Source organism: Aureimonas sp. ME7 (assembly GCF_903970965.1).
In the GTDB taxonomy this organism is placed as follows: Bacteria; Pseudomonadota; Alphaproteobacteria; order Rhizobiales; family Rhizobiaceae; genus Aureimonas.
Map to the genome: position 1 here is coordinate 25956 of NZ_CAJCKW010000009.1, position 21900 is coordinate 47855.

General features: G+C 67.8%; 16 protein-coding genes and 1 tRNA gene. 8 read left to right on the forward strand and 9 right to left on the reverse strand.

Annotated features, from left to right (window positions below; translation table 11 throughout):
* Nucleotides 1-26: 26 nt before the first annotated feature.
* The 6 genes from pgl to H7A85_RS15295 form a co-directional block, all read right to left on the reverse strand.
* Nucleotides 27-728, reverse strand: a complete 702-nt coding sequence (pgl, locus tag H7A85_RS15270) for a 6-phosphogluconolactonase (RefSeq protein WP_182086822.1) — start codon at nucleotides 726-728, stop codon at nucleotides 27-29.
* 8 nt (nucleotides 729-736) lie between these two features.
* Nucleotides 737-2215, reverse strand: a complete 1479-nt coding sequence (zwf, locus tag H7A85_RS15275; RefSeq protein WP_182086823.1) for a glucose-6-phosphate dehydrogenase — start codon at nucleotides 2213-2215, stop codon at nucleotides 737-739.
* A gap of 127 nt (nucleotides 2216-2342) precedes the next feature.
* On the reverse strand, nucleotides 2343-4934 hold the full coding sequence (locus H7A85_RS15280) for an HWE histidine kinase domain-containing protein (protein ID WP_182086824.1): 2592 nt from the start codon (nucleotides 4932-4934) through the stop codon (nucleotides 2343-2345).
* Nucleotides 4931-5539 (reverse strand): biliverdin-producing heme oxygenase, encoded by a 609-nt coding sequence (locus H7A85_RS15285; protein WP_182086825.1) that lies wholly within the window; start codon nucleotides 5537-5539, stop codon nucleotides 4931-4933. The genes H7A85_RS15280 and H7A85_RS15285 overlap by 4 nt, the downstream gene beginning before the upstream one ends.
* Nucleotides 5540-5607: 68 nt before the next feature.
* Nucleotides 5608-6900, reverse strand: a complete 1293-nt coding sequence (locus H7A85_RS15290; RefSeq protein WP_182086826.1) for an FAD-binding oxidoreductase — start codon at nucleotides 6898-6900, stop codon at nucleotides 5608-5610.
* Nucleotides 6893-8434, reverse strand: coding sequence for a glutamine synthetase family protein (locus H7A85_RS15295; protein ID WP_182086827.1), 1542 nt, complete (start codon nucleotides 8432-8434; stop codon nucleotides 6893-6895). The genes H7A85_RS15290 and H7A85_RS15295 overlap by 8 nt, the downstream gene beginning before the upstream one ends.
* Nucleotides 8435-8653: 219 nt before the next feature.
* On the opposite strand from H7A85_RS15295, the gene H7A85_RS15300 reads away from it, so the two are divergent.
* The 6 genes from H7A85_RS15300 to H7A85_RS15325 all read left to right on the forward strand — a co-directional run bounded on the left by H7A85_RS15300 (nucleotide 8654) and on the right by H7A85_RS15325 (nucleotide 14121).
* Complete coding sequence (locus H7A85_RS15300) at nucleotides 8654-9478, forward strand: aspartyl/asparaginyl beta-hydroxylase domain-containing protein (protein ID WP_182086828.1); 825 nt, start codon at nucleotides 8654-8656, stop codon at nucleotides 9476-9478.
* A gap of 29 nt (nucleotides 9479-9507) precedes the next feature.
* Nucleotides 9508-10008, forward strand: a complete 501-nt coding sequence (locus H7A85_RS15305) for a GNAT family N-acetyltransferase (protein ID WP_182086829.1) — start codon at nucleotides 9508-9510, stop codon at nucleotides 10006-10008.
* A 68-nt stretch (nucleotides 10009-10076) separates the two neighbouring features.
* On the forward strand, nucleotides 10077-11168 hold the full coding sequence (locus H7A85_RS15310) for a polyamine ABC transporter substrate-binding protein (RefSeq protein WP_182086830.1): 1092 nt from the start codon (nucleotides 10077-10079) through the stop codon (nucleotides 11166-11168).
* Nucleotides 11169-11224: 56 nt separating this feature from the next.
* Entirely contained in the window at nucleotides 11225-12376 is a 1152-nt protein-coding gene (locus H7A85_RS15315) for an ABC transporter ATP-binding protein (protein WP_182086831.1), read from the forward strand.
* Nucleotides 12377-12388: 12 nt separating this feature from the next.
* Nucleotides 12389-13300, forward strand: coding sequence for an ABC transporter permease subunit (locus H7A85_RS15320; RefSeq protein WP_182086832.1), 912 nt, complete (start codon nucleotides 12389-12391; stop codon nucleotides 13298-13300).
* A 2-nt stretch (nucleotides 13301-13302) separates the two neighbouring features.
* Nucleotides 13303-14121, forward strand: a complete 819-nt coding sequence (locus H7A85_RS15325; protein WP_182086833.1) for an ABC transporter permease subunit — start codon at nucleotides 13303-13305, stop codon at nucleotides 14119-14121.
* Between the two features lie 4 nt (nucleotides 14122-14125).
* Here H7A85_RS15325 and H7A85_RS15330 read toward each other — a convergent pair whose 3' ends face one another.
* From H7A85_RS15330 to H7A85_RS21000, 3 genes are all read right to left on the reverse strand, one after another.
* A complete protein-coding gene (locus H7A85_RS15330) occupies nucleotides 14126-15337 on the reverse strand; it encodes a hypothetical protein (RefSeq protein ID WP_182086834.1) in 1212 nt (403 codons plus the stop codon).
* Between the two features lie 44 nt (nucleotides 15338-15381).
* The gene (locus H7A85_RS15335; protein WP_182086835.1) at nucleotides 15382-17178 is read right to left on the reverse strand and encodes an AsmA-like C-terminal region-containing protein; all 1797 of its coding nucleotides are present in this window, start codon (nucleotides 17176-17178) and stop codon (nucleotides 15382-15384) included.
* Between the two features lie 268 nt (nucleotides 17179-17446).
* Nucleotides 17447-20425: a histidine kinase dimerization/phospho-acceptor domain-containing protein gene (locus H7A85_RS21000; protein ID WP_182086836.1), complete on the reverse strand. Its 2979-nt coding sequence runs from the start codon at nucleotides 20423-20425 to the stop codon at nucleotides 17447-17449.
* 238 nt (nucleotides 20426-20663) lie between these two features.
* Here H7A85_RS21000 and H7A85_RS15345 point away from each other — a divergent pair, with 238 nt between their 5' ends.
* Entirely contained in the window at nucleotides 20664-21152 is a 489-nt protein-coding gene (locus H7A85_RS15345; protein WP_182086837.1) for a phasin family protein, read from the forward strand.
* 82 nt (nucleotides 21153-21234) lie between these two features.
* A tRNA-His gene (locus tag H7A85_RS15350) sits at nucleotides 21235-21311 on the forward strand.
* The last annotated feature ends 589 nt before the right edge of the window (nucleotides 21312-21900 follow it).

The window sequence follows — 21900 nt, forward strand, 5'->3', positions numbered from 1 at the left end:
ACCCTTCGGGATGGAAAGGGCGCCCTTCAGGGCGCCCAGAAGATCTGCAGCGGCTCGGCCCGCTCGCCCCTAAGGACGGAGCGCACGGGCATGTCCTCGACCGGACCCTTGCCGCAGGCACGCTGCAGCGTCGCGCGCTTGTCCTCGCCCTCGATGTGGAGCGCTAGGAACCGCGCTTCCAGAAGGAAGGGGAGGGTCAGCGTGACGCGTGGCTCGCCGGCGCCAGGGGCCTCGATCGCGATGACCCGGTGCGGGCCGTTCGGATCGATCGCTTGCGGCAGCCGGTCGGCACCTGGAAAGAAGGACGCCGTGTGCCCGTCGTTGCCCATGCCCAGAATCGCCGCATCGAAGGGGCGGGGCAGGGCGGAGAAGCGCGCGGACAAGGCGTCCTCGGCTTCGGCTGCCGAGGGGCCGTCCACGAAGATCGGCTCGAGATGGGCCGCGGCGGCGCGCCCCGTTAGGAGGTTTTCGCGCACCAGCCTCGTGTTGGAGCGATCGCTCGTCTCGCTCACCCAGCGCTCGTCGACGAGGCACACGGTGACATGGGCCCACTCGAGATCGACGTTCGCCAGCGCGGCGAAGAAGCGCTTGGGCGTCGAGCCGCCCGAAACGGCCAGAACCGCCGAGCCGCGTGTCGCGATGCCGCCGGCCAGAACCGCCGCGACGCCGGTGGCGAGCGCCTCGGCGAGCGCCTCACGCGTCGGATAGTCGTGCTCGCGGATCGTCATCGCCCGCCTCAATCCGGCTCGTGCCACGTCCGCCCGTCGCGCTCGATCAGCGCGATGGAGGAGGACGGGCCCCAGGTGCCGGACGTATAGCCCTGCGGGCGAAGCGAACGGGCTTCCCAGGCCTTGAGGATCGGATCGACCCATTCCCATGCGGCCTCGACCTCGTCGCGGCGCATGAACAGGGTCTGGTTGCCCCGGATCACGTCCATCAGCAGGCGCTCGTAGGCGTCCGGGTTACGAGCACCGAAGCTTTCCGCAAAGCTCATGTCGAGCGGCACGTGGCGCAGGCGCATGCCGCCGGGGCCGGGATCCTTGATCATCAGCCATTGCTTCACGCCCTCGTCGGGCTGAAGGCGCATGACGAGCTGGTTCTGCTGCACGTGGCCGGCTTGCTCGTCGAAGATCGAGTGCGGGATCGGCCGGAAGGTGACGACGATCTCGCTCATGCGCTCCGACAGGCGCTTGCCCGTGCGGATGTAGAAGGGGACGCCCGCCCAGCGCCAGTTGTTGATCTCGGCCTTGATGGCGACGAAGGTCTCGGTGTCGCTGGTCGGCTCGCCGAGATCGTCGAGATAGCCCTTCACCGCGCCGCCGTTGGAGGCGCCGGCCTTGTACTGGCCGCGCACGGTGAGATGCTCGATGTTGCTTTCGTCGATGCGCTTGAGCGAGCGCAGGATCTTCAGCTTCTCGTCGCGCAGCGCGTCGCCGGTGAAGGAGGAGGGGGGTTCGAGCGCCACGAGGCAGACGAGCTGCAGGATGTGGTTCTGCACCATGTCGCGCAGGGCGCCGGCCTTGTCGTAGTAGCCCGCGCGCCCTTCGAGGCCGACGCTTTCGGCCACCGTGATCTGCACGTGATCGACGAAGGCCGAGTTCCACAAGGGCTCGTAGAGCATGTTGGCAAAGCGCAGAGCCATCAGGTTCTGCACCGTTTCCTTGCCGAGATAGTGGTCGATGCGGAACACCTGGTTCTCGGCGAAATGCTCGCCGATCAGGGCGTTCAGGGCCTTGGCGGAGGCGAGGTCGCGCCCGACCGGCTTTTCCACCACCAGGCGCGTCTTCTCGTTGGCGAGGCCATGGCGCTGGACGCTGGAGGCGAGGTCGCCGAAGAGCGCCGGGCTGACCGCGAGATAGAAGGCGCGGATCCGGTCCCCGCCGGCTTCGTCGAGAAGGCTCTTCAGCTCGGCCCAGCCGGTCTCGCTGCGCGCGTCCACCTGCCGGTAGAACAAGCGCGACACGAAGCGCGCAATGGCCTCCTCGTTGCGATCGGCCTCGGCCACGAAGGACTGGAGCGCTTCGCGCGCGAAGGCGCGGTATTCCTCGTCCGACAGGGGCGTTCGCGACGCACCGATGATGCGTGCGCCCGGCGGGATCTGTCCGTCATTGTCCCGATGGTAGAGGGCGGGCAGAAGCTTGCGCTCGGCAAGGTCGCCGTTGCCGCCGAACACGATGTAATCGAAGCAATCGACGGGAATGATCTGACTGGACAAGCGGCTTCACCTCCGAGCAACGGCCGGATGGCGGCTTGGGACGTCCGCCTCCGATCTCGATAGTCTAATCGATTGAAAAATGGAAGACCGGTCCGTGGACCGTTGGCGACGAGGCGTCAGCGACGCCTCATCGCGGGCTCCCCCGCGCCGCGGCCCGCGCGATGGCGGCAATCAGGAGATCGGACACGAAGGGCTTCTTCACCGCGTCGGCATGCTCGGCCTCGGGCGGCAGTTCGATGGCTTCGCCGTATCCGGTCACGAAGACGAAGGGGATGGCGCGCGCGTTCAGGTCGCCGACCAGCGGGAAGGACGTTTCCGAACCGAGATTGACGTCGAGAAGCGCGACGTCGACCCGCTGGGTGTCGATGATGTGGCGCGCATCCGCGACGCTGGCGGCGGTGAACACCTCGCTCATGCCGTGGTCGAGGAGAAGCTGCTCGGCGTCGAGCGAGATGATCAGGTTGTCTTCGACGATCAGTCCCTTCAGCCCTTCCAGCGAGACGCGCCGGTCCGCGGGGGGCAACGTCGCCTCCTCCTGCGCCTCGGACACGGCGAAGGTCGAGCGCGGCGCCTGCGTATGGAACACCGCGCGGGGCAGGCTGAAATGGGCCTGGACCCCGGCGAGCCGGTAGTCGACGCGCGCTTCGCCCGACAGGTCGTGCGGGATGGAGCGCTCGATGATGGTCGAGCCGAAGCCGCGCCGGCGGGGCGGGGCGACGGGCGGGCCGCCGCTTTCCACCCAGTCGATGCGGCAGGTCTCGTCCTCGTCGAGCTGCCACGATACGGCGACGCTGCCCGAGGAGTCGGACAGGGCGCCGTATTTGGCCGAGTTGGTCACGAGCTCGTGGAACACGAGCGCCAGCGTCGAGAAGGTCTTGGCCTCCACGAAGATGTCGGGCCCGGACAGGCGCACCCGGTCCGCCTTGCCGCCGATATAGGCGGAGACTTCCGTGCGCACGATGTCGCGCAGCGTGGTCGCGGCGGCCGTGTCGCTGGTGATCTGATCGTGCGCGCGCGCTAACGCCTGGATGCGTCCGCCGATGATGCCGGCGAACTCGTCCACGGTGCGCGCGCTGGGTTTGGACTGGACGACGAGCGCCCGGATGAGGCTGAGGATGTTGCGCACGCGGTGGTTGAGCTCGGCGATCAGGAGTTCCTGGCGCTGCGTGGCGAGGCTCTGCTGGCGCTCGCTTTCCTCGTTGAAGCGCAGGAGCACTTCCAGGATCGAGATGCGCAGCGCCTCGGCCGCCTTGGTCTCGCTCACCGTCCAGGCATGGCTCTTGCCGTGCACGGTTTCCTTCCAGGCCTCGAAGCTCTTGCGCGGGGTCAGCCGGACGCCGTTCGGCCCGACCGTGCGCTCCTTGGTCTTCGGATCGCCCGCCCAGGTCACGGTCTGGACCATCTCGCGGCGGAAGAACAGGAGGTAGTCGCGCGGCGAGCGCGAGATCGGGATGGCGAGAACGCCGGCCGCCCGCTCGATATAGTCGGCGCCGGGCGCATGCAGCGCCGAGATCTCGTCCGTCGCGTAGATGCGGCCCGAGCCCGCGCGGTTCAGGAAGCGGGCGAGACCGGCGAGTTCCTCCTCCGTCGGGCAATGGCCGAAGCGCTGCGCCTCGCCCTTGACCCAGACCGCGAAACCGTCGGCGGGAATGATCTCGCGCAGGTCGTCAGCAAACTCGCCGATCGAATCCAGCGTCGAGGATGCGGCGACGATCTTGGACACGAAGCGGTCGTGAAGCTCGCGCCCGAGTTCTTCCGCGCGGCGCTGCTCCTTGGCGAGGCGCCCTTCGATGATCAGCGACACCATCTGGCCGAACAGCTCGGCCGCGCCCCGCACGTCCATCGGCAGATGGCGCGGTGCGTAGTTGTGGAGCGCGAACAGTCCCCACAGCTTGCCGTCGATCACGATCGACACCGACATGGAGGCCGCAACGCCCATGTTGGTCAGGTATTCGATATGGATGGGCGAGACCGAGCGCAGTACCGAAAGCGACAGGTCGATCATCCGCCCGTGCGGGTCGAGCTCGGGGACGATGGGAACGGTCTGCGACCCGACATCGGCGATCAGGCGCACCTGATTGCGGATGTACAAGGCGCGCGCCTGCGGCGGGATGTCGGTCGCGGGATAGTTCAACCCCAGGAAGGACCCGATCGACGAGCGCGCGGTTTCCGCGATCACCGAACCGGCGCCGGAATCCTGGAAGCGGTAGAGCATGACGCGGTCGAAGCCGGTGATGCCGCGCAGCTGGCGCACGCATTCGCGATAAAGCGCGTCCAGCCCGTCCGTCTTCTGGACGCGGGTGATCATACTCTTGACGAGCGCGCCGGGATTGCCGGAGGGCCGCTCGGCCAGCGGCTCTGCCTCGATCACGATGGAGCCGCCCGACACATGCAGCGCGACATCGAAGCGCAGGCCGCCGCCGAGAAGGTCGAGGCCGAGAATGCGCTCCACCCCGCCATCGCCCGACAGGATCTGCAGCCGCCCGCGAATCGAATGGAGGGCGCCCTCGGAGACGATCGACAGCACCGGCTCGCCGAGAAGGCTCTCGGCGTCGCGGTTCACGAAAGCGTCGATATTGGTCGAGACCCGCTCGATCAGCCAGTCCATCGACACGACAAGCAGAAAGCCGAAGTTCTGGATGCGCCCCAGAAACTGGATCGGCTCGCGCTCGCAGTTGGTGAGATCGACGTCGCCGAACTCTTGGGCCTGTATGGTCAAACGCGGATCGTCCTTGTTGCGCTGTCTTCGGCCAGACGTTGAAAGAAGCGGAACGTCTCGTCCGCCGCACTCACTGCGCGACGAACCATCCCTTCGTTCATCGGCTCGGCGTCCATGCGCTCGATCAGATGGGCGAAGGGACGCGCATCGCTGGAAGCTTCCAGATAGGCCGTCGGCCAGGGATCGCCACTCCCCGCCCCCTCACGTTTCAATGCACGCAGCATGAATTTGGCCCCGAGGCGTGAACCTTCCAGGACGTAGGCGATGCCGAGCGCTTCGGGCAGGTCGGGGTTTTCGATCGGGAAGCCCGGCGCGGGCTCGGGCGGCAGTCCGATCGCCTCGGCGTCGCGGCGCACGGCTGCCAGGCGTCCCGCATCCGGCGCGTCCCGCCCCGTCCAATCGAGCGGGCTGCCGGACAGGATGGGCTCGATCGCCTCGTGCGCCAGATGGTTCATCCGCAGGAACCGGCGATAGCGCGCGCCTTCCGCGTCGCCGAACATGTCGGCGAAGGATGCGTCCAGCGCCTCGTGCGCTTCGCGCGTGTCCGATCGCAGGCGATCGCGCAAGGAGGGCCGGGCGGCGGCGGGAGCGTCGGTGATGGTCAAGGCGAGCCTTCCGGTCTGGCGACGTTGCGCCAAGCTCATGACGCCTATCGGTTTCCGGTTGTCATCTATCAGAAACGATCGCGCAAGGCATACCAAGTCATCGCCAGGAACAGAAGGGGACCGCGCAGCCACGATCCGCCGGGAAAGGCGGGGATGTCGAGATCCTCGAAGACGCCGAGGCGATCCGTCCCGCCTCCCGTGATGCGCTCGGCGTAGAGGCGGCCGGTCCAGTGCGTCAGCATGACGCCGTGGCCCGAAAACCCGCCGATCGCGGTCAGCCCGGGCTCGGGGCTCGCGACATAGGGCATGCGCGGCATGGTCACGGCAACCGAGCCGCCCCAGGCATGGCTGAAGGCGACGTCGGACAGATGCGGCCAGATCGAGCCGACCTGCGCCCGGATCTGGCCCGCCACGTCGCCGGACGCCGACGTATAGGCCTCTCGCCCGCCGAACAGGAGCCGGTTGTCGGGCGTCTTGCGGAAATAGCGCACGACGAAGCGCGAATCGTCTGCCGCCTCGTTGCCGGGCAGGACGCGGTCCGGTTCGGCGAGCGGCTCCGTCGCGCCGATGAACGAGCGGATCGGCAGGACATGGGCGGCGTTGTCGCGGTTGAGGCGCCCGCCATGGGCGTTGGTGGCGAGCAGGACTTGCGTCGCCGACACGGTTCCCGTCGGCGTTTCGGCCTGCCAAAGGCCGTTCTCGCGGCGTAGGCGGCGAACCGGCGTGTCCTCGAAGAGCCGCGCGCCGGCCCGCCGCGCGGCCCGGCCCATGCCGACGAGGAGCTTCATCGGGTGGATATGGCCCGTGCCGGTGTCGCGAAGGCCCGCGTGATAGGCGGGCGAGCCGAGCCGCTCGGCGGTCTCGGCTGCGTCCATGAAGCGGATATGGGGGTAGTCGTAGCGCTCGTTCAGCCAGTCGGCATGGCGCCGGAAGTCTTCGACGTAGCGCTTCTTATGGGCGAGCGAGATTTGGCCGGGGCGAAAGTCCGCGTCGATCCCCTCCGCCGCGATCGTCTCGACGAGGCTCGCCTTGGCCGCTTCCGCCAGATCGAAGAGCCGGCGGGAGCGCTCCACGCCGTATCTCGGCTCCATCTCCTCCGGCCAAAGGCGCTGGCCGGTGCCGAACTGTCCGCCGTTGCGCCCCGACGCGCCGTCGCCGAGCCGTGCCCCCTCGCACAAGACGACGTCGACGCCGGCCCTTGCCAGATGGAGGGCCGCCGACAAGCCGGTATAGCCGCCGCCGACGACGAGGACGTCCGCCCGCGTCGATCCGTCGAGCGACCGATAGCGCGGGCGATCCCCGACCGAGTCCTCGTACCACGAGCGGCCGGGCGAGATCGGGGACTGGTAGGGCTCAGACATTGAGCAGCAGGAACTCCCGCTCCCAGGGGCTGATCACCTGCATGAAGGTCTCGTGTTCGCCGCGCTTGATGCCGGCATAGGTGCCGACGAACTCCTTGGACAGGACCTCCTGGAAGGCTTCCTCCGCCTCGAAGGCGGCGACCGCCTCCAGAAGGCCGCGCGGCAGCGAGATCACGCCGTCCTCGTTCACCGTGCGGTCGGTCGGCTGGTCGGGCTCGACCGCGTTGACCATGCCGAGCCAGCCGCAGGCGAGCGAGGCGGCGAGCGCCAGATAGGGGTTGGCGTCCGAGGAGGGGAGACGGTTCTCGACGCGGCGCGCGGCCGGGTCCGAGGTCGGCACGCGAAAGGCCGTCGTGCGGTTGTCGAAGCCCCAGGCGTTGTTGGTGGGCGCCGACATGCCGTAGGTCAGGCGCCGATAGGAGTTCACGTATGGCGCCATCATGACGAGGGCCGCCGGCACGTAGCGCTGCATGCCGCCCAGAAACGAGAAGAACAGAGGCGAGGGCGCCCCGTCCTCGCCGGCGAAGACGTTGCGCCCGGTCTCGACGTCGACCACCGACTGGTGGATGTGCATGGCCGAACCCGGCTGGCCCTGGATGGGTTTCGCCATGAAGGTCGCGTAGATGTCGTGTTTCAGCGCTGCCTCGCGGATCGTGCGCTTGAACATGAAGACCTGGTCGGCGAGCTCGATCGGGTTGCCGTGGCGCAGGTTGATCTCGAGCTGGGCGGCGCCGTCCTCGTGGATCAGCGTGTCGATCTCCAGGCCCTGCCCGTCGGAGAAGTGGTAGATGTCGTCGATGAGTTCGTCGAACTCGTTGATGCCGCCGATCGAATAGGACTGCCCGCCCTGGATCTGTCGGCCCGAGCGCCCGATCGGCGGGGTCAGGGGATAGTCGGGGTCGACGTTCTTGGACACGAGGTAGAACTCGATCTCGGGCGCCACCACGGGGCGCCAGCCTCGGCTCTCGTAGAGGCCGACGACGCGTTTGAGGACGTTGCGCGGCGTGTAGCCGACGGCTTCCCCGGCGGTGTCCACGAGGTCGCAGATCACCTGCGCGGTCGGATCGCTTTCCCAAGGCACGGCCGACAGCGTCGAAAGGTCGGGCACGAGCTTCAGGTCGCCGTCGTTGGGCGAATAGCGGAACGAGCCGGTTTCTTCCGGGTAGTCGCCCGAGATCGTATGCATGAAGAGCGCGGACGGCAGCGCCAGCGAGGTGTTGCCAGTGAACTTCTTGGCCGGCATCATCTTGCCGCGTGCCACGCCGGCAAGGTCCGGCGTGATGCACTCGATGTCCTCGATGCCCCGAACGCGCAGCCATTCCCCCGCTTCCGCCATGGAGCCGACGCCGCGCTTCGAATCCAGGAAGGACGGGCGGCTGGCGGACAGTTCGGGCACTGCGCGAGGACCGCCGAGGCGCGGAGAGACACTGGGGCTCAGCGGCCCGTCGCCCGTGCTGCGCCGCTTGGGCTTGTCGCGCTTGATCTTGGACGGGCTGCCGTTCTCCGGCTTGGACGATCGGGTGCGGTCGGGCATGCGATCCTGCGGGCGGTTGATCGATGGCGCCGAGCATATCGTCTCGCACCATCGGACGGAAGGCGGGCTCGGAAGGCGGCGAAAACCTCGCGCCGCCGGGTGCCGCCGGCACCGCGCGGTTCACGTCTTCGACATATCTTCCGCTTGACGGCCGGAGGATTCCATTGAAACCCGGCGCGAAGCACCGAAATGGTGACGACGGAAAGACGCGAGACCGCCATGAGCGACACCCGACCCAAGCCGACGAGCCCGAACGAGCGCAGCCCCCAGCAAACGGGGAAGACGCAGGGGCTGGAAGACACGATGAGCCGAGGCGGCGTCGTCGCGCGCACCGTGCAGGGGCTGGTCGACAAGGCGGAAGCCTTGAATCTGCGGCATTCGGCCGTCGGCAACCCGCCGGTCTACCCGACCGACGACTTCCCCTGGGCGCGCGAGGTCGAGGCCGAATGGCGCCTGATCCGCGAGGAACTCGACCGGATCCTGGTGCGCAAGGGCGACCTTCCCGCCTTTCACGAGATATCTTCCGAGGTGCGCTCGATCTCGTCCGATCAGAACTGGAAGACGTTCTTCCTGTGCGGCTACGGCATCAAGTCGGAAGAGGCGATCCGGCAGTGCCCGGAAACCTGGCGCATCCTCCAGAAGATCCCGGGTCTGAAGTCCGCGATGTTCTCGATCTTCGAGCCCGGCAAGCACCTGCCGCCCCATCGCGGCCCCTATAACGGGGTCCTGCGCTTCCATCTCGGGCTCGTCGTGCCCGACCAGCCCGACAAGATCGGCATCCGCATCGCCGACGACACGCGCCATTGGCGCGAGGGCGAGGCGCTGATCTTCGACGACGCCTACGAGCACGAGGCCTGGAACCATTCCGATGGAGTCCGCGTGGTGCTGTTCGTGGATTTCGAGAAGCCGCTGCGCTTTCCCGCCAACCTGACCAACAAGGCGGTTCTCAACCTGGCCGTCTTCACGCCGTTCATCCGCGAAGGGTACAAGGCGCACAAGGCGTGGGAGAAGATGTTCTACGGCGAGGGGCGCAAGCACCGGTGAGGGCGCCGGCGCCTGGCGACTGGCGGCCGATGCTGGAGGCCGACATCGAGGCCGTGATGGCCCTGTCGGAGCGTGTCCATCCGACCTTCTTCGAGCGGCGCGAGATGTTCGCCGACCGGCTCGCCCTGTTCGGACAGGGGTGCCTCGTCCTGCCCGACCAAGACGAAGAACTTGCCGGCTACGCGATCGCCTATCCCGCCCCCTTCCGGCGGCCGCCGCCGATCGACACGGTGCTCGGCGCGCTGCCGACAAACGTCGACAGCCTTTACATCCACGACGTCGCGGTCGCGCCCGAATGGCGCGGGCACCATCTGGCGGACCGGGCGGTCGAGAGCCTTCTCCGTCTTGCCGAGCCTTTCGGGGCTGCGATGCTCGTGTCCGTCTACGGCACGTCGCCGTTTTGGAGCCGCTTCGGCTTCTCGCCGCTGGACGAGCCGGAGGTGCGCCGATGGATCGCACCCTACGGCGAGGATGCCGTTTTCATGACCCGCTCGAATAACCGGCAAAGGGAAAACGTGCGAAGGCCCTAGGCAAATCAGGCCTCGTTGTCGATATTGCCCGGCAACAGACCCGACCGCGAGAAGAAGGTGTCCGACCGATGCGATTTGCGTCCTCCCTCCTGACCGGCGCCCTGATCCTGGCCGGCTCCCACTCGGCCCTGGCGCAGGAAAAGGTCGTCAACGTCTTCAACTGGTCGGACTACATCGACACTTCGATCATCGACGACTTCACCAAGGAAACGGGGATTCGCGTCGTCTACGACGTCTACGATTCCAACGAGATCCTGGAAACGCGCCTCCTGGCCGGCGGCAGCGGCTACGACGTCGTGGTGCCGTCCGCCGAATATCTTTCGCGCCAGATCGAGGCCGGCGTCTTTCAGAACCTCGACAAGTCCAAGCTGCCGAACCTCAAGAACATGTGGCCGCTGATCTCCGAGCGCGTCGCCCTGTTCGATCCGGGCAACGCCCATTCGGTGAACTACATGTGGGGCACGACCGGTATCGGCTACAACACGGCCAAGGTCGCCGAGGCGCTGCCCGGCGCGCCGCTCGACAGCTGGGCGCTGGTGTTCGACCCGAAGAACGCCGAAGCGTTGTCGAAGTGCGGCATCGACATGCTCGATGCGCCGGGCGAGATCATCCCCGCCGCGCTCGCCTATCTCGGCCTCGACCCGAACGCCAGCGACGCCGATTCGATGAAGAAGGCCGAAGAGCTCCTGTCGGCAATCCGCCCCTTCATCCGCCGCTTCCATTCCTCCGAATACATCAACGCGCTCGCCAACGGCGACATCTGCGTGGCGATCGGCTTCTCGGGCGACGTGTTCCAGGCGCGCGACCGCGCCGAGGAGGCCTCGAACGGCGTCGAGATCGGCTATGCCATCCCGAAGGAAGGCGCGATGATGTGGTTCGACCAGATGGCGATCCCCGCCGACGCGCCCCATGTCGACGAGGCGCACGCCTTCATCGACTACATGATGCGCCCCGAGGTCATCGCCAAGGCGACGAACTACGTGTCCTACGCCAACGGAAACCTCGCCTCGCAGCCCCTGATCGACAAGGAAATCCTGGAGGATCCCGCGATCTATCCGGACGAGGCGACCCTTCGTAAGCTCTTCATCAAGCTGCCCTACGACTCGCGCGCGCAGCGTCTGGCGACGCGCGCCTTCACCACGGTCAAGACCGGGCGCTAGAGCGCTTCGGTTCCGCGATCGACGGGAAACGGGACACACGGGTTCGAAAGGTCGGCATGGCGGGCGCGCAGAAGTCACTCGGCAACATTCGCCGCAATTTCGACCCCTGGAACGACCCCGCTGCCAAGCCTCTGATCGAGTTCGATCGCGTGTCCAAGCGCTTCGCCGACTTCACGGCGGTGGACGACCTGTCGCTCGGCATCTACGACCGCGAGTTCTTCGCGCTTCTCGGCCCCTCCGGCTGCGGCAAGTCCACGCTTCTGCGCATGCTGGCCGGCTTCGAGGAACCGACCGCGGGCGACATCCGGCTGGGCGGCGCGAGCCTCAAGGGCGTGCCGCCCTACCGCCGCCCGCTCAACATGATGTTTCAGTCCTATGCTCTCTTCCCGCATATGAGCGTGGAGAAGAACATCGCCTTCGGCCTGCGTCAGGACGGAATGGCGCGCTCGGAGATCGACGCGCGGGTTGGAGAGATGCTGAAGCTCGTCAAGCTGGAGCCCTTCCGCCGCCGCAAGCCGAGCCAGCTGTCGGGCGGCCAGCAGCAGCGCGTGGCGCTCGCGCGCTCGCTCGCCAAACGCCCGAAGGTGCTGCTTCTCGACGAGCCGCTCGGCGCGCTCGACAAGAAGCTGCGCGAGGAAACCCAGTTCGAGCTGATGGACCTCCAGCAGGAGCTCGGCCTGACCTTCGTGATCGTCACCCACGACCAGGAGGAAGCGATGACCATGGCCGACCGCATGGCCGTGATGCGCTCGGGCCAGCTCTGTCAGGTGGCGCCGCCGGCCGTGGTCTACGAGGCGCCGGCCTCGCGCTATGTCGCCGACTTCGTGGGCAACATCACGCTGATCGAAGCCGTGGTGGACCGGGTGGACGGCGAGATCGCCCGGCTGGACAGCGTTCCCGGCCCGATCGAGACGGAAACCGGGCTGGCGCTGCGGCCCGGCCAGAAGGTCGCCTTCGCGATCCGGCCCGAAAAGGTCCGCCTGTCGCGCCGTGCGCCCCCGGACGGTACGCCCAACACGCTGCGCGGCACCGTGTGGGACATCGCCTATCTCGGCGACGTGACGGTGTTCAACGTCAAGCTCGCCGACGGAACGCTGATGTGCTGCACCGTCATCAACGCGGCGCGCGCCTCGTCCGAGCAGATCGCCTGGGAGGAGGAAGTCTTCCTGTCCTTCGGGCGCGACGCCGGCGTGGTTCTGGCCGAATAGGGGCGGGGAGCGATGGCGAGCGCGACAAAGGCGGCGGGGGCTGGAGGCTGGTGGCGCCGCACGGTGATCGGCGTGCCCTATCTCTGGCTGCTGGCGCTGTTTCTGGTGCCGTTCGGCATCGTTCTCAAGATTTCGCTGTCGGAAACCACGATCGCCCAGCCGCCCTACATCCCGGCCTTTTCGCTGGACGGCTGGTCCGGGTTCCTGGCCGATCTCCGGCAACTGGGCGTCGACAACTACCTCTGGCTCGCCGACGATCCGCTTTATCTCGACGCTTATCTGTCGTCGCTGCGCATCGCCGCGATCTCGACCGCGCTGTCGCTTCTCGTCGCCTATCCGCTGGCCTACGGCATGGCGCGGGCACCGCGCACCGCGCGCCAGATCCTCGTCATGCTGACGATCCTGCCGTTCTGGACGAGCTTCCTGATCCGCGTCTATGCCTGGATCGGCATCCTTCGCAACGAGGGCTATCTCAACCAGTTCCTCCTGTGGACGGGCGCGATCGCCTCGCCGCTCCAGATCCTCAACACCGAGACGGCGGTCCATATCGGCATCGTCTATTCCTACCTGCCCTTCATGGTCTTGCCGATCTACGCCAGCCTGGAGCGGCTCGATCCACGCCTTCTGGAGGCGGCGAGCGATCTCGGGTCGACGCCGCTTCGCGCCTTCTGGAGCATCACCTTTCCTCTGTCGCTGCCGGGCGTCGTCGCCGGCGCCTTTCTGGTCTTCATTCCCGCCGTCGGCGAGTTCGTCATTCCCGATCTCCTCGGCGGGTCGCAGACGCTGATGATCGGCAAGACCTTGTGGGACGAGTTCTTCACCAACCGCGACTGGCCCGTGGCATCCGCCGTCGCGGTGCTCCTGCTTCTCGTTCTGGTGATCCCGATCATGCTGTTCCAGCGCGTCCAGGCGAAGGTGTCCTGAGGATGCGCGGTCTGTCCCCGTTCAACGTGGTGTCGCTGGTCCTCGGCTTCGCGTTTCTCTACCTGCCAATCCTGATCCTCGTGATCTACTCGTTCAACGCCTCGCAGCTCGTGACCGTGTGGGGCGGGTTCTCGACGCGCTGGTACGCCGCGCTCGCGGGGAACCGGCTGTTTCTCGACGCCGCCTTCGTGACGCTGCGCGTCGGGCTCCTGTCGGCGACGCTCGCCACCGTGCTCGGCACGCTCGCAGCCCTCGCACTCGTGCGCTACACGCGCTTTCGCGGGCGCATCCTGTTTTCGGGCATGGTGTTCGCGCCGCTGGTCATGCCCGAGGTGATCACCGGCCTGTCGCTGCTGCTTCTCTTCGTCGCCATCAATTTCGATCGCGGCTTCTGGTCGGTGACGCTCGCCCACACGACGCTCACCATGTGCTTCGTCGCCGTGGTGGTGCAGTCGCGGCTCGTGTCCTTCGACCTGTCGCTGGAGGAGGCGGCACAGGATCTCGGCTGCCCGCCCTGGAAGGCGTTCTTCCTCGTCACCCTGCCGGTGATCTTTCCGGCCGTGGCGGCCGGCTGGATGCTGGCCTTCACCCTCTCGCTGGACGATCTGGTGATCGCGAGCTTCACCTCCGGCCCCGGCGCGACGACGCTGCCGATGCGGATCTACAGCCAGGTCCGGCTCGGCGTCACGCCCGAGATCAACGCCATCTCCACCATCCTGATCGCGGTGGTGGCGGTGGGCGTGGTGATCGCCGCGCTTCTCGCCAAGCGCCAGGAGATCAGGCGCCTGCGCGACGAAAGGCTCGCCGCGCAAGGAGCGTGACGGGTCAGGGCGCGCAGTGGCAGGCTTCGGCCCGCGCGGTCTCGATCGCCTGGAACGTCGCTTCCAGCGCGGCCGGCAGCGGGTCGGCCGGCATGTCGGCGGCGGCCAGGAGATAGTCCAGCGCTTCGAGGTCGGACAAGGACTGCGTGAGATCGGCCCGCAGGAGCGGATCCGACGTAGGAGCGGCCGGGCCGACGAGGCGCGGCTTCAGTTCGACGAGAAGGGCGAGCGCCGGACGCGGATCCGGCCTCTGCGGGCCCATGACGGCGATCGAGCCGGTGCGCACGGGATCGGTGTCCGTCGCGGCGGGAGCACCGAGGGCGCCCGCGCCCTGCGCCCGCGCGGCCAGATCGCGAACCGCTCGCGCCACGTCCTCGTTGGTGCGCAAGGCCTCGAAGCTTTTGCGCGGCGGCAGGTCGGGATCGGAGCTTCCTTCCGAGATCCGGACGTCCTGGCGGCCGGCGACCCGCATCACCGGTCCGTAGACGTCCTCGTCGTGCAGGCCGACGCTCGAGCGCAGCGTGTCGGCCACGAGTTCGGAGCCCGGCCGGTCGCTCGGGGCGAAGCGCGGCAGGGGAGCGGGACGCAGCGCCGCCCTCGCGCGATCGAGGCTCGCCTTGGCGGCCTCGCGCTGGGTCTCGACCTGGGCGGCGAGGCGGTCCGGCGAGGAGCCGATCCGCGCGGCCTGCGCGCGCAGCGTATCGAGATATTCCGCGATGCCGCTGCACAGATAGGTCGTCGGCTTCTGGGACAGGAAGTCCCCCAGATCCTCGCGGATGCGGGACACGATCCAGCGCGTGTTGGCGTCGAGCGGCTGCGCCATCGAGCCTTGGCGGCGGGCGAGATCGGACGCGGCGCGCAGCGCCGAGGCATTCTCGGCTGTGCCGGGGCGCGCCTGCGGGGGGAACAGAAGCGCGCCCGGCAGGCGCGCGTCGCCGGCCTTAGCGTCGGCGCCGGCCGCTGTCTTCAAGGCGGCGAGCGGCCCGGTGCGGATCGCCTCGAACCGCGTGTGGAACTCTTGCGCGCAAGCCGCCGGCGAAGCGGACTTTGCCGGCTTCGCCTTGAGCTCGACGACGCTGGAGCCGCCCGCCCCGCGCGCTTCGCCCACCGCCACGGAGGAGGCTGCGGCCGGCGTCAGGCTCGCGGCGGAGGTCGCGAGGGCAAGAGCGAAAGTATGAATGCGGATCGTGCGGGGAAGGAGGGGCGGCTTTGCCATGGGCGTCCGGTTCCTGATGCCAAGCGCCCCACCACTCGTTAGCGTTAGATCGGCGCGTCGGGCGCGTTCACGATCATGTCCGGGCGGGGCCAGTCGCCTCGGATCGTAAACGAAACCGGTTGAGAGGAAGTGAACGTCGGCCCCGAACCCGAGGCCTCCACCACCGGCGCGAGCGATCGGCCGCGAAGCTCGATCGCCTGCGTGCGCGCGTCGAACGTGCCGTGCGCCTCGCTCGTTCCCGCGCTCGTGGTCATCGCCACGGTGTCGAGGCGCATGCGTGTTCCCGCACCGTGCACGGACAGCGTGAAGTCCTGGAACGGCTGCGACGCGCCGCCCGGCGAGAGATCGATCGCATGCTGCCCGGCCGAGCGCAGCATGTCGGGGGCAAATCCCTGGAGCGTTCCGTTGTCGACGCGCAGCGTCAGGTTCGAGCGGCTGTCCATCAGGATCTCGCCCCAGTTCGCCGCCGGTCCCTTCCAACTCAGATCGAGGTCGCCCGATCCGGCCGAAAAGGGAATGGGCGTCTGCGACAGGGCGGCGAGGTCCGCCATCCCGACGCGTCGCAGGCGCATGTCGGCGCTCAATGCCGGTTGCGGGCCGGACATGTCGAGGCCGACGCGCATGCTGCCGCTCCCGCCCAGGACGCTCATATCCCCGATATCGAGGATGCCGGAGCCGTTCATCACCTTGACGGCCGCCGCGACGTCGCTGGCCGGAATGTCGCCGAAGCGCGCGCGCGCCGCCGACACGCGCATGTCGATGTCGAGCGTCTTCGCCCAGTCGATCCGGATCGGGCGCTGGAGATCGACGATGTTGCGCGGAACCGGGGCCACCGTCTGGAGAAAGGGCGAGACGTCAAGATCCTGGAAGGCCAGCGTACCGGACACCGAGCGCTTGGCATTCGCGCCCCCCGTCAGGATCGCCTCCACGGCGCCGCGCGCGCGGCTGCCGCCGAGGTCGAGATCGAGAGCGCCCAGATTCAGCCGGTCGCCGACGAGTTCGATCCGCGTTTCCAGCGAAAAGGCGCCGAAGTCCGGCAGCGCCGCACCGTCGATCCAGCGCGCGGCGCGCGACAGGGACGGCGTGGACAGTTTCAACGCGCCCGCAAGGCGCAGATACTCCCCGCCCGACCCCTCGCCCGAGAAGGCCGCCTCGCCGGATGGGGAGGACAGTTGCACCTGGATCGGGCTCGTTTCCCCGTCGAAGAACGGCAGCGGACGGTCGAGCCGCGTTCGAATGGTGGCCGGCTGCCCGTTCCAGACATAGGTGCCCTCAAGAAGAGCCGGGGCGCTGCCGCCGTCCCAGCGAAAATCGAGATTGGCGTTGGACAGGCCGTTGCGCAGCCCCGGCCAATGAAGAAGGCCGTCGCGAATGCGCAGTTCCCGCAGACCCTCGAATCGCACGAGGAGATCGCGAAGATCCCGCCGGTCTCCGCCCGCCGGCGAAGGAGGCGCGATGCCGGGGGAGGCGGGGGGCGGGGCAATGGCCGCTGCGCCCGCCGGGTCGATCTCGGACGGCGGTCCGATCTCGGGCCGCACGAGGGTGACGCGCTTGATGTCGGCCGTGCCCGTCAGCGCGTCGAGAAGGTCGAACTCCGCTTCCAGACGATCGACGTCGAGCTGGACGGGATGGCTGCCGCCGGCCACGGCCCGAACGGAGGACAGGACGACGCGAGCCTTGGGAAACAAGGAAAACTCGGCGGTCCCATCGACCACCACAGGTGCGCCGACGAGCCGCGTCAGGCGCGCTTCGATATCGCTGCGGGCGGCGGAAAGATCGAGCGGAACGGACGACAGAAGGTAGAGCGCCGCCGCGCCCATCGCAGCGAGAACGAGAGCCACCGCCGCGAAGCTCCGCCTTTTCCAGTCTCGGGCCGTGCGCCCGCCGGACGAAGCGCGGGAAGACGGGGCACGGGGTTCGATCAATCTCTCGTCCTTCGAGGAAGGCTGGCGGCAACGATGCTGCGCAAAGACCACCCGGTGGATCGGACCGACCCTTCGGCTTTCCTTGCCATTTAATTGCGCCGCCGCCAAGGCAAGGCGCAAGGCGGGCGAAAACGGGTTTGCCTCGGCTCAGCTCCGAGCGCCCGCCCGGCGCGCCGCCGACCCGTCAGCCCGCGAGGACGCGCTGGGCGGGAAACAGGATTTCCACCATCGTTCCCTCGCCCGGCGTCGAGGCGATCGAGAATTGGGCGCGGTTGGCCTCCGTCATCGCCTTGGTCAGCGGAAGCCCGAGACCGGTGCCCTCGCTCCGGTCGCCCCGGCCCGCATGGACCTGCTGGAACGGGGTCAGAGCGATCTCGATCTCGCGATCCGTCATCCCGATGCCGCTGTCGCGAAAGCGCAGGGCGACGTTTCCGTCGGTGCCGTAATGGGTCGAGGCGACGATCTGGCCGCCGGCCGGCGTGAAGCGCACCGCGTTGGCGATCAGGTTGAGGGCGATCTGCCGGACCGAGCGCCGGTCGGCGACGACGGCGGGAACCGAGGCCGGCAGGACCGAGCGCACGATCACCCGCTCGCGGTTGGCCTGCGGTTGCATCAGCGATACGACCTCGGCCACCACCTCGTTGAGCGAGACGGCTTCGAAGGCGAGATCCACCTTGCCCGCCTCGATCTTGGAGATGTCGAGGAGGTCGTTGACGAGATCGAGCACGTGGTGCCCGGAGCGCTTGATGTCGCCGAGATATTCGAGATACCGCTCGTGGCCGATCGGTCCGAAGCATTCGGAGGCCATGACGTCGGCGAAGCCGATGATGGCGTTGAGCGGCGTGCGCAGCTCGTGGCTGATATTGGCCAGGAACCGGCTCTTATGGAGGCTGGCGTCCTCCGCCTGCCGCCGCGCTTCCACGAGTTCGGACTCGGCCGTCTTCCACTGCGCGATGTCGCGGATCACGACGCACCAGCCGCGCCCTTCCGACAGGCGACCGAGCGTGACGAAGATCGGGATCGCCCCGCCCCCGGAGCCGACGCGGGCCATGACCTCGCGCCCGTCGTTGAGGATGGAGGCAAGGCCGTTGTCGCGAAGCGTGCCGATATAGTCCGACAGCGGCTGCCGGCTTTCGGGCGTCAGGAGATCGTGCAGCGGCAGGCCGGCATAGGCGTCGGGGCGAACGCCGAACAGCGCCTCGGCTGCTCCGTTCATCTTGCGGATCCGCTCCTCCTCGTCGAGAAGGAGGATGCCGTCCGTCGCCGTGTCGAGCACCGCCTGCAACTCCTCGACCTCGCGTTCGAGATCGAGGAGTTCAGTGTCGAACTCCTCCTCCGGCAACGGCGCCGTCGGGGGAAAGGACATCAGGAGACAGGAGCGGCCGGCCACGCTGATGCGCTGGAGGTGGAGGCGCGCGCGTTCGATCGCCCCGTCGGCGCGCATCAGGACGGCGTCCTCGTCGCCCTCGCCCGAGCCCGAGGTCTGGATCAGCCGGTCGAGCCCGCCGGCATCCTCCAGCGCGTCCAGATCCTCGTAGCGCGTCAGCGCGAAGAAGCGGCGGTTGGCGAAGATCAGCCGGTCCTGCATCTGGACGAGAACCGCGAGGGGCAGCGCGTCGAGCATGTCCTCCAGCTCCTGCACCGGCAGGAGAAGCTCACCCTCGCCTTCTTCGGGGGCGGGAGCCGCGGAAGCGGGCGGCTCGGATGCGACGGGCAGGGCGGACGGCGGCGGCACGGCCGTCGAGGGGGCGATCGGCAGGCCGAGCTCCGCACCGATGGCGCGGAAGGCGGCGGCCTCCGCCGAGGACAGGCTGCCCTCGCGCCGTCGCGGATCGGCCGGCACCGGAGGCGGCGAAGCGCGGCGCCCGAAGGCGCGCTCGCCATCCGCCGTGTCCGGTGCCTCGGCCGCCTCCGGCGCTTCGATTGGGGCGGGGCCCGGCTCGGCGGCGGCCGTGGGCGGCACTGCGCCGCGATCGGGGATCGTCAGCGCCAGGCCGATCGCGGCCGGGTCGGCCTCGTGTTCGCCGGGGCGAACGACGCCGAACCCGCGAAAGCCCAGAAACTCGCGGCCGCGGCTGTAGACGGGGAGAGCGGCGAGATCCACCGGCGCGCGCCGGTCCGTTCCTTCCAGCGGCCAGACGATCGAGCGGCCCGACCATGTGTCGCGACGCTGGAGAAGCCGTTCGATCTCGCCGTTTTCGTCGAACCCGAACACCCGTGCGACATCCGCGAAGGAGCGGCCGATCACATCGGCCGCGTGCGGACCGACCGCCGCGGCGAATTCCGGGGAAAGATGAGAAAAGCACGTGTCGGCGTCGATCTGCCAGACGAAGCGCACCGGCTCGGCGTCGAGCTTGGCATGAAACGGCCCCGAAATGGTCGGAGCGGGAGGGGGCGCCTCGTCAGGTCCGTCGTCTCGTGCGATCGGCGCCGGATCGGCGGCGGCGATCTCGTCCGCTTCATGCTCGATCGCTTCGGCGGCCGGCATGGGAGCTTCGGGTGGCGGGGCTGCCTCATCGTCGACGGTAGGCGAAGCCGACAGCTCTTCGGGTGCCTCGATCGTCTCCTCTTCCTCGGGCGACGACGCGTCCATGTCGATCATGTCGAGATGGATCAGGGCCAGCGACGGCGAGATGCGTGCAAACGACAGGGCGCCCGCCTCGTCTTCCACGATCAGCCGATCCTCCTCGGCCAGAAGGAACTCCCGGCCCTGAACGGCGAGAAGCGAATGCTCGTGCGCGGGAAGGGACGGTGTTGCGGCCACCATGCCATCGAGTTCGACGACGCAGGCGAGCGAGGCTTCGAGGCCGGCGTCGTGCAGGGCGTCCCGCGCCTCCTCCACAAGGGTCCGGGTGACGAGGCCGAGCTTCACCGAAAGAAGGGCGAGAGGGCGGGACCCGAGCGCGACACGCTCCAACCGGGCGAGCACCGCGCGCCCTAACCCGCTCGCGGCATTCGGCCGGATGAGGAGTTGGGTGCGCCCCTTGGCGGCGAAGGCTTCGCGCGCCGAGCCGATCTGCCGAACCACGTCCGCGTTGCCGCCGGGCGAGCGGGCGAGCCGTTCCCCGGCGCGGTTGGTCCACAGAACCGATCCGAGCTCGTCGTCGAGCACGATCACGGCGGAGCCCGCGGCGGCGGCCGCCTGGACGGATTTCAGGGCCATGATGTCGAGGGCGGAAGAAATGGCCTCGGCTCCCAGGAACGACTTAGGGTTACCGTTCCGTTAATAGAGCTTGGCGCAGGTCAAAGCCAGAACCTCGCGCCCGGCGACGCGTGAAGGCCGCCCTTAGGGTTAACGCGCGTTCGCATGGCCGCCGCGTCGGGGCTGTTCCTAGCGCACGGCGCGCCTAGCTTTCAAGCGAGGGCTTCATCTTTCATCGTTCGTTTCCGGAGGAATTCTCATGTCCGACACCGAGAACTTCAACAACAACGATCCGGCGCGCGACGCCTTCGAAAGCGCGCAGCGCGCCCAGGCCGCGCTCGGGCTCGACCCCGCGAGGATGGGCGAGGCCTTCCGCACGATGACGCAGAAGTCGATCGAGCAGTCCCGGCAGGCCTACGACCGGATGAAGTCGGCCGCCGACCAGGCGTCTCAGACGCTGGAGGCGACGATCGAGAACGCCCATGCCGGCTCCTTGAACCTCACCAAGCGTGCCCTTGAGGGCATGAGGGCGCAAGCGGAGATGAACTTCTCCCATCTGGAAAAACTCGCCTCGGCGAAAAGCATGGCCGAATTCATCGAACTCCAGACGAGTTTCCTCCGCCGTCAGGTGGAACTGGCGGCCGACCAGGCCAAGGAGTTGCAGACCCTGTCGCAATCCGTCGCGCAGGATGTCGTGCGCCCGGCGCGCGAGGCGGCCGAAAAGGCCAGGAGCCGGGACGGCTTGTGAAACGCGGGGCTGCTGCTTCGCCATCCTCCAGCGGCCCCTTGCCTTTCCCCGCAAAGTTTTCTATTGCGGGCACTGTCGGTATGCGGTTGTAGCTCAGTTGGTTAGAGCGTCGGATTGTGGCTCCGAAGGTCGGTGGTTCGAACCCACTCAACCGTACCACCGTTTTTCCCAAACGTTTGCAGTGGCGAGCCGCGAGAAGCGTCGGACCCTCGATCTGATGTCGCATCATGTTGTGCGCTGGTTGCCGGCGTTCGATAAGCGATGGTGGAATTCATGATTTTCGGGTCGTCCGTCCGCTGATTTGACGATCGACGTGTCGAGGCGTTGGACAGGTGATCGCGGTGGATAGGTGTGAGCCGAGCGATGTCCGGTGCGGTATAGCGCTTCGCGGCTGTCCAGCACGACGGTGACGTTCCTGTTGGCACACGCGCTTCCTGCCCTTCGCGACGCGCTGGCATCGAAGAACCAGCCCCTTCGCCGGCGGCGTCCATCCGGCCAGTGCCATGATCGGGCTACGCTGGACGTCGATCCGCGCTAGCGCTTCGAAGCTCGGGGTTGCCGTTCGCCAGATACGGAACGCTCCTTCCACCCCAAAGCAATGCGGATGCGTTTCCCGAAAGCGGTCGAAGGTGGAACCGACGTAGCGTCCGGCTTTCCGAACGCTCCTGGCCGGCTTCGGACCTTTTCGATCGAGATGGCGGTCGTTCCTTCGCGACGTGCGTTCCCCTATCGATCCGGCATTCGCGCT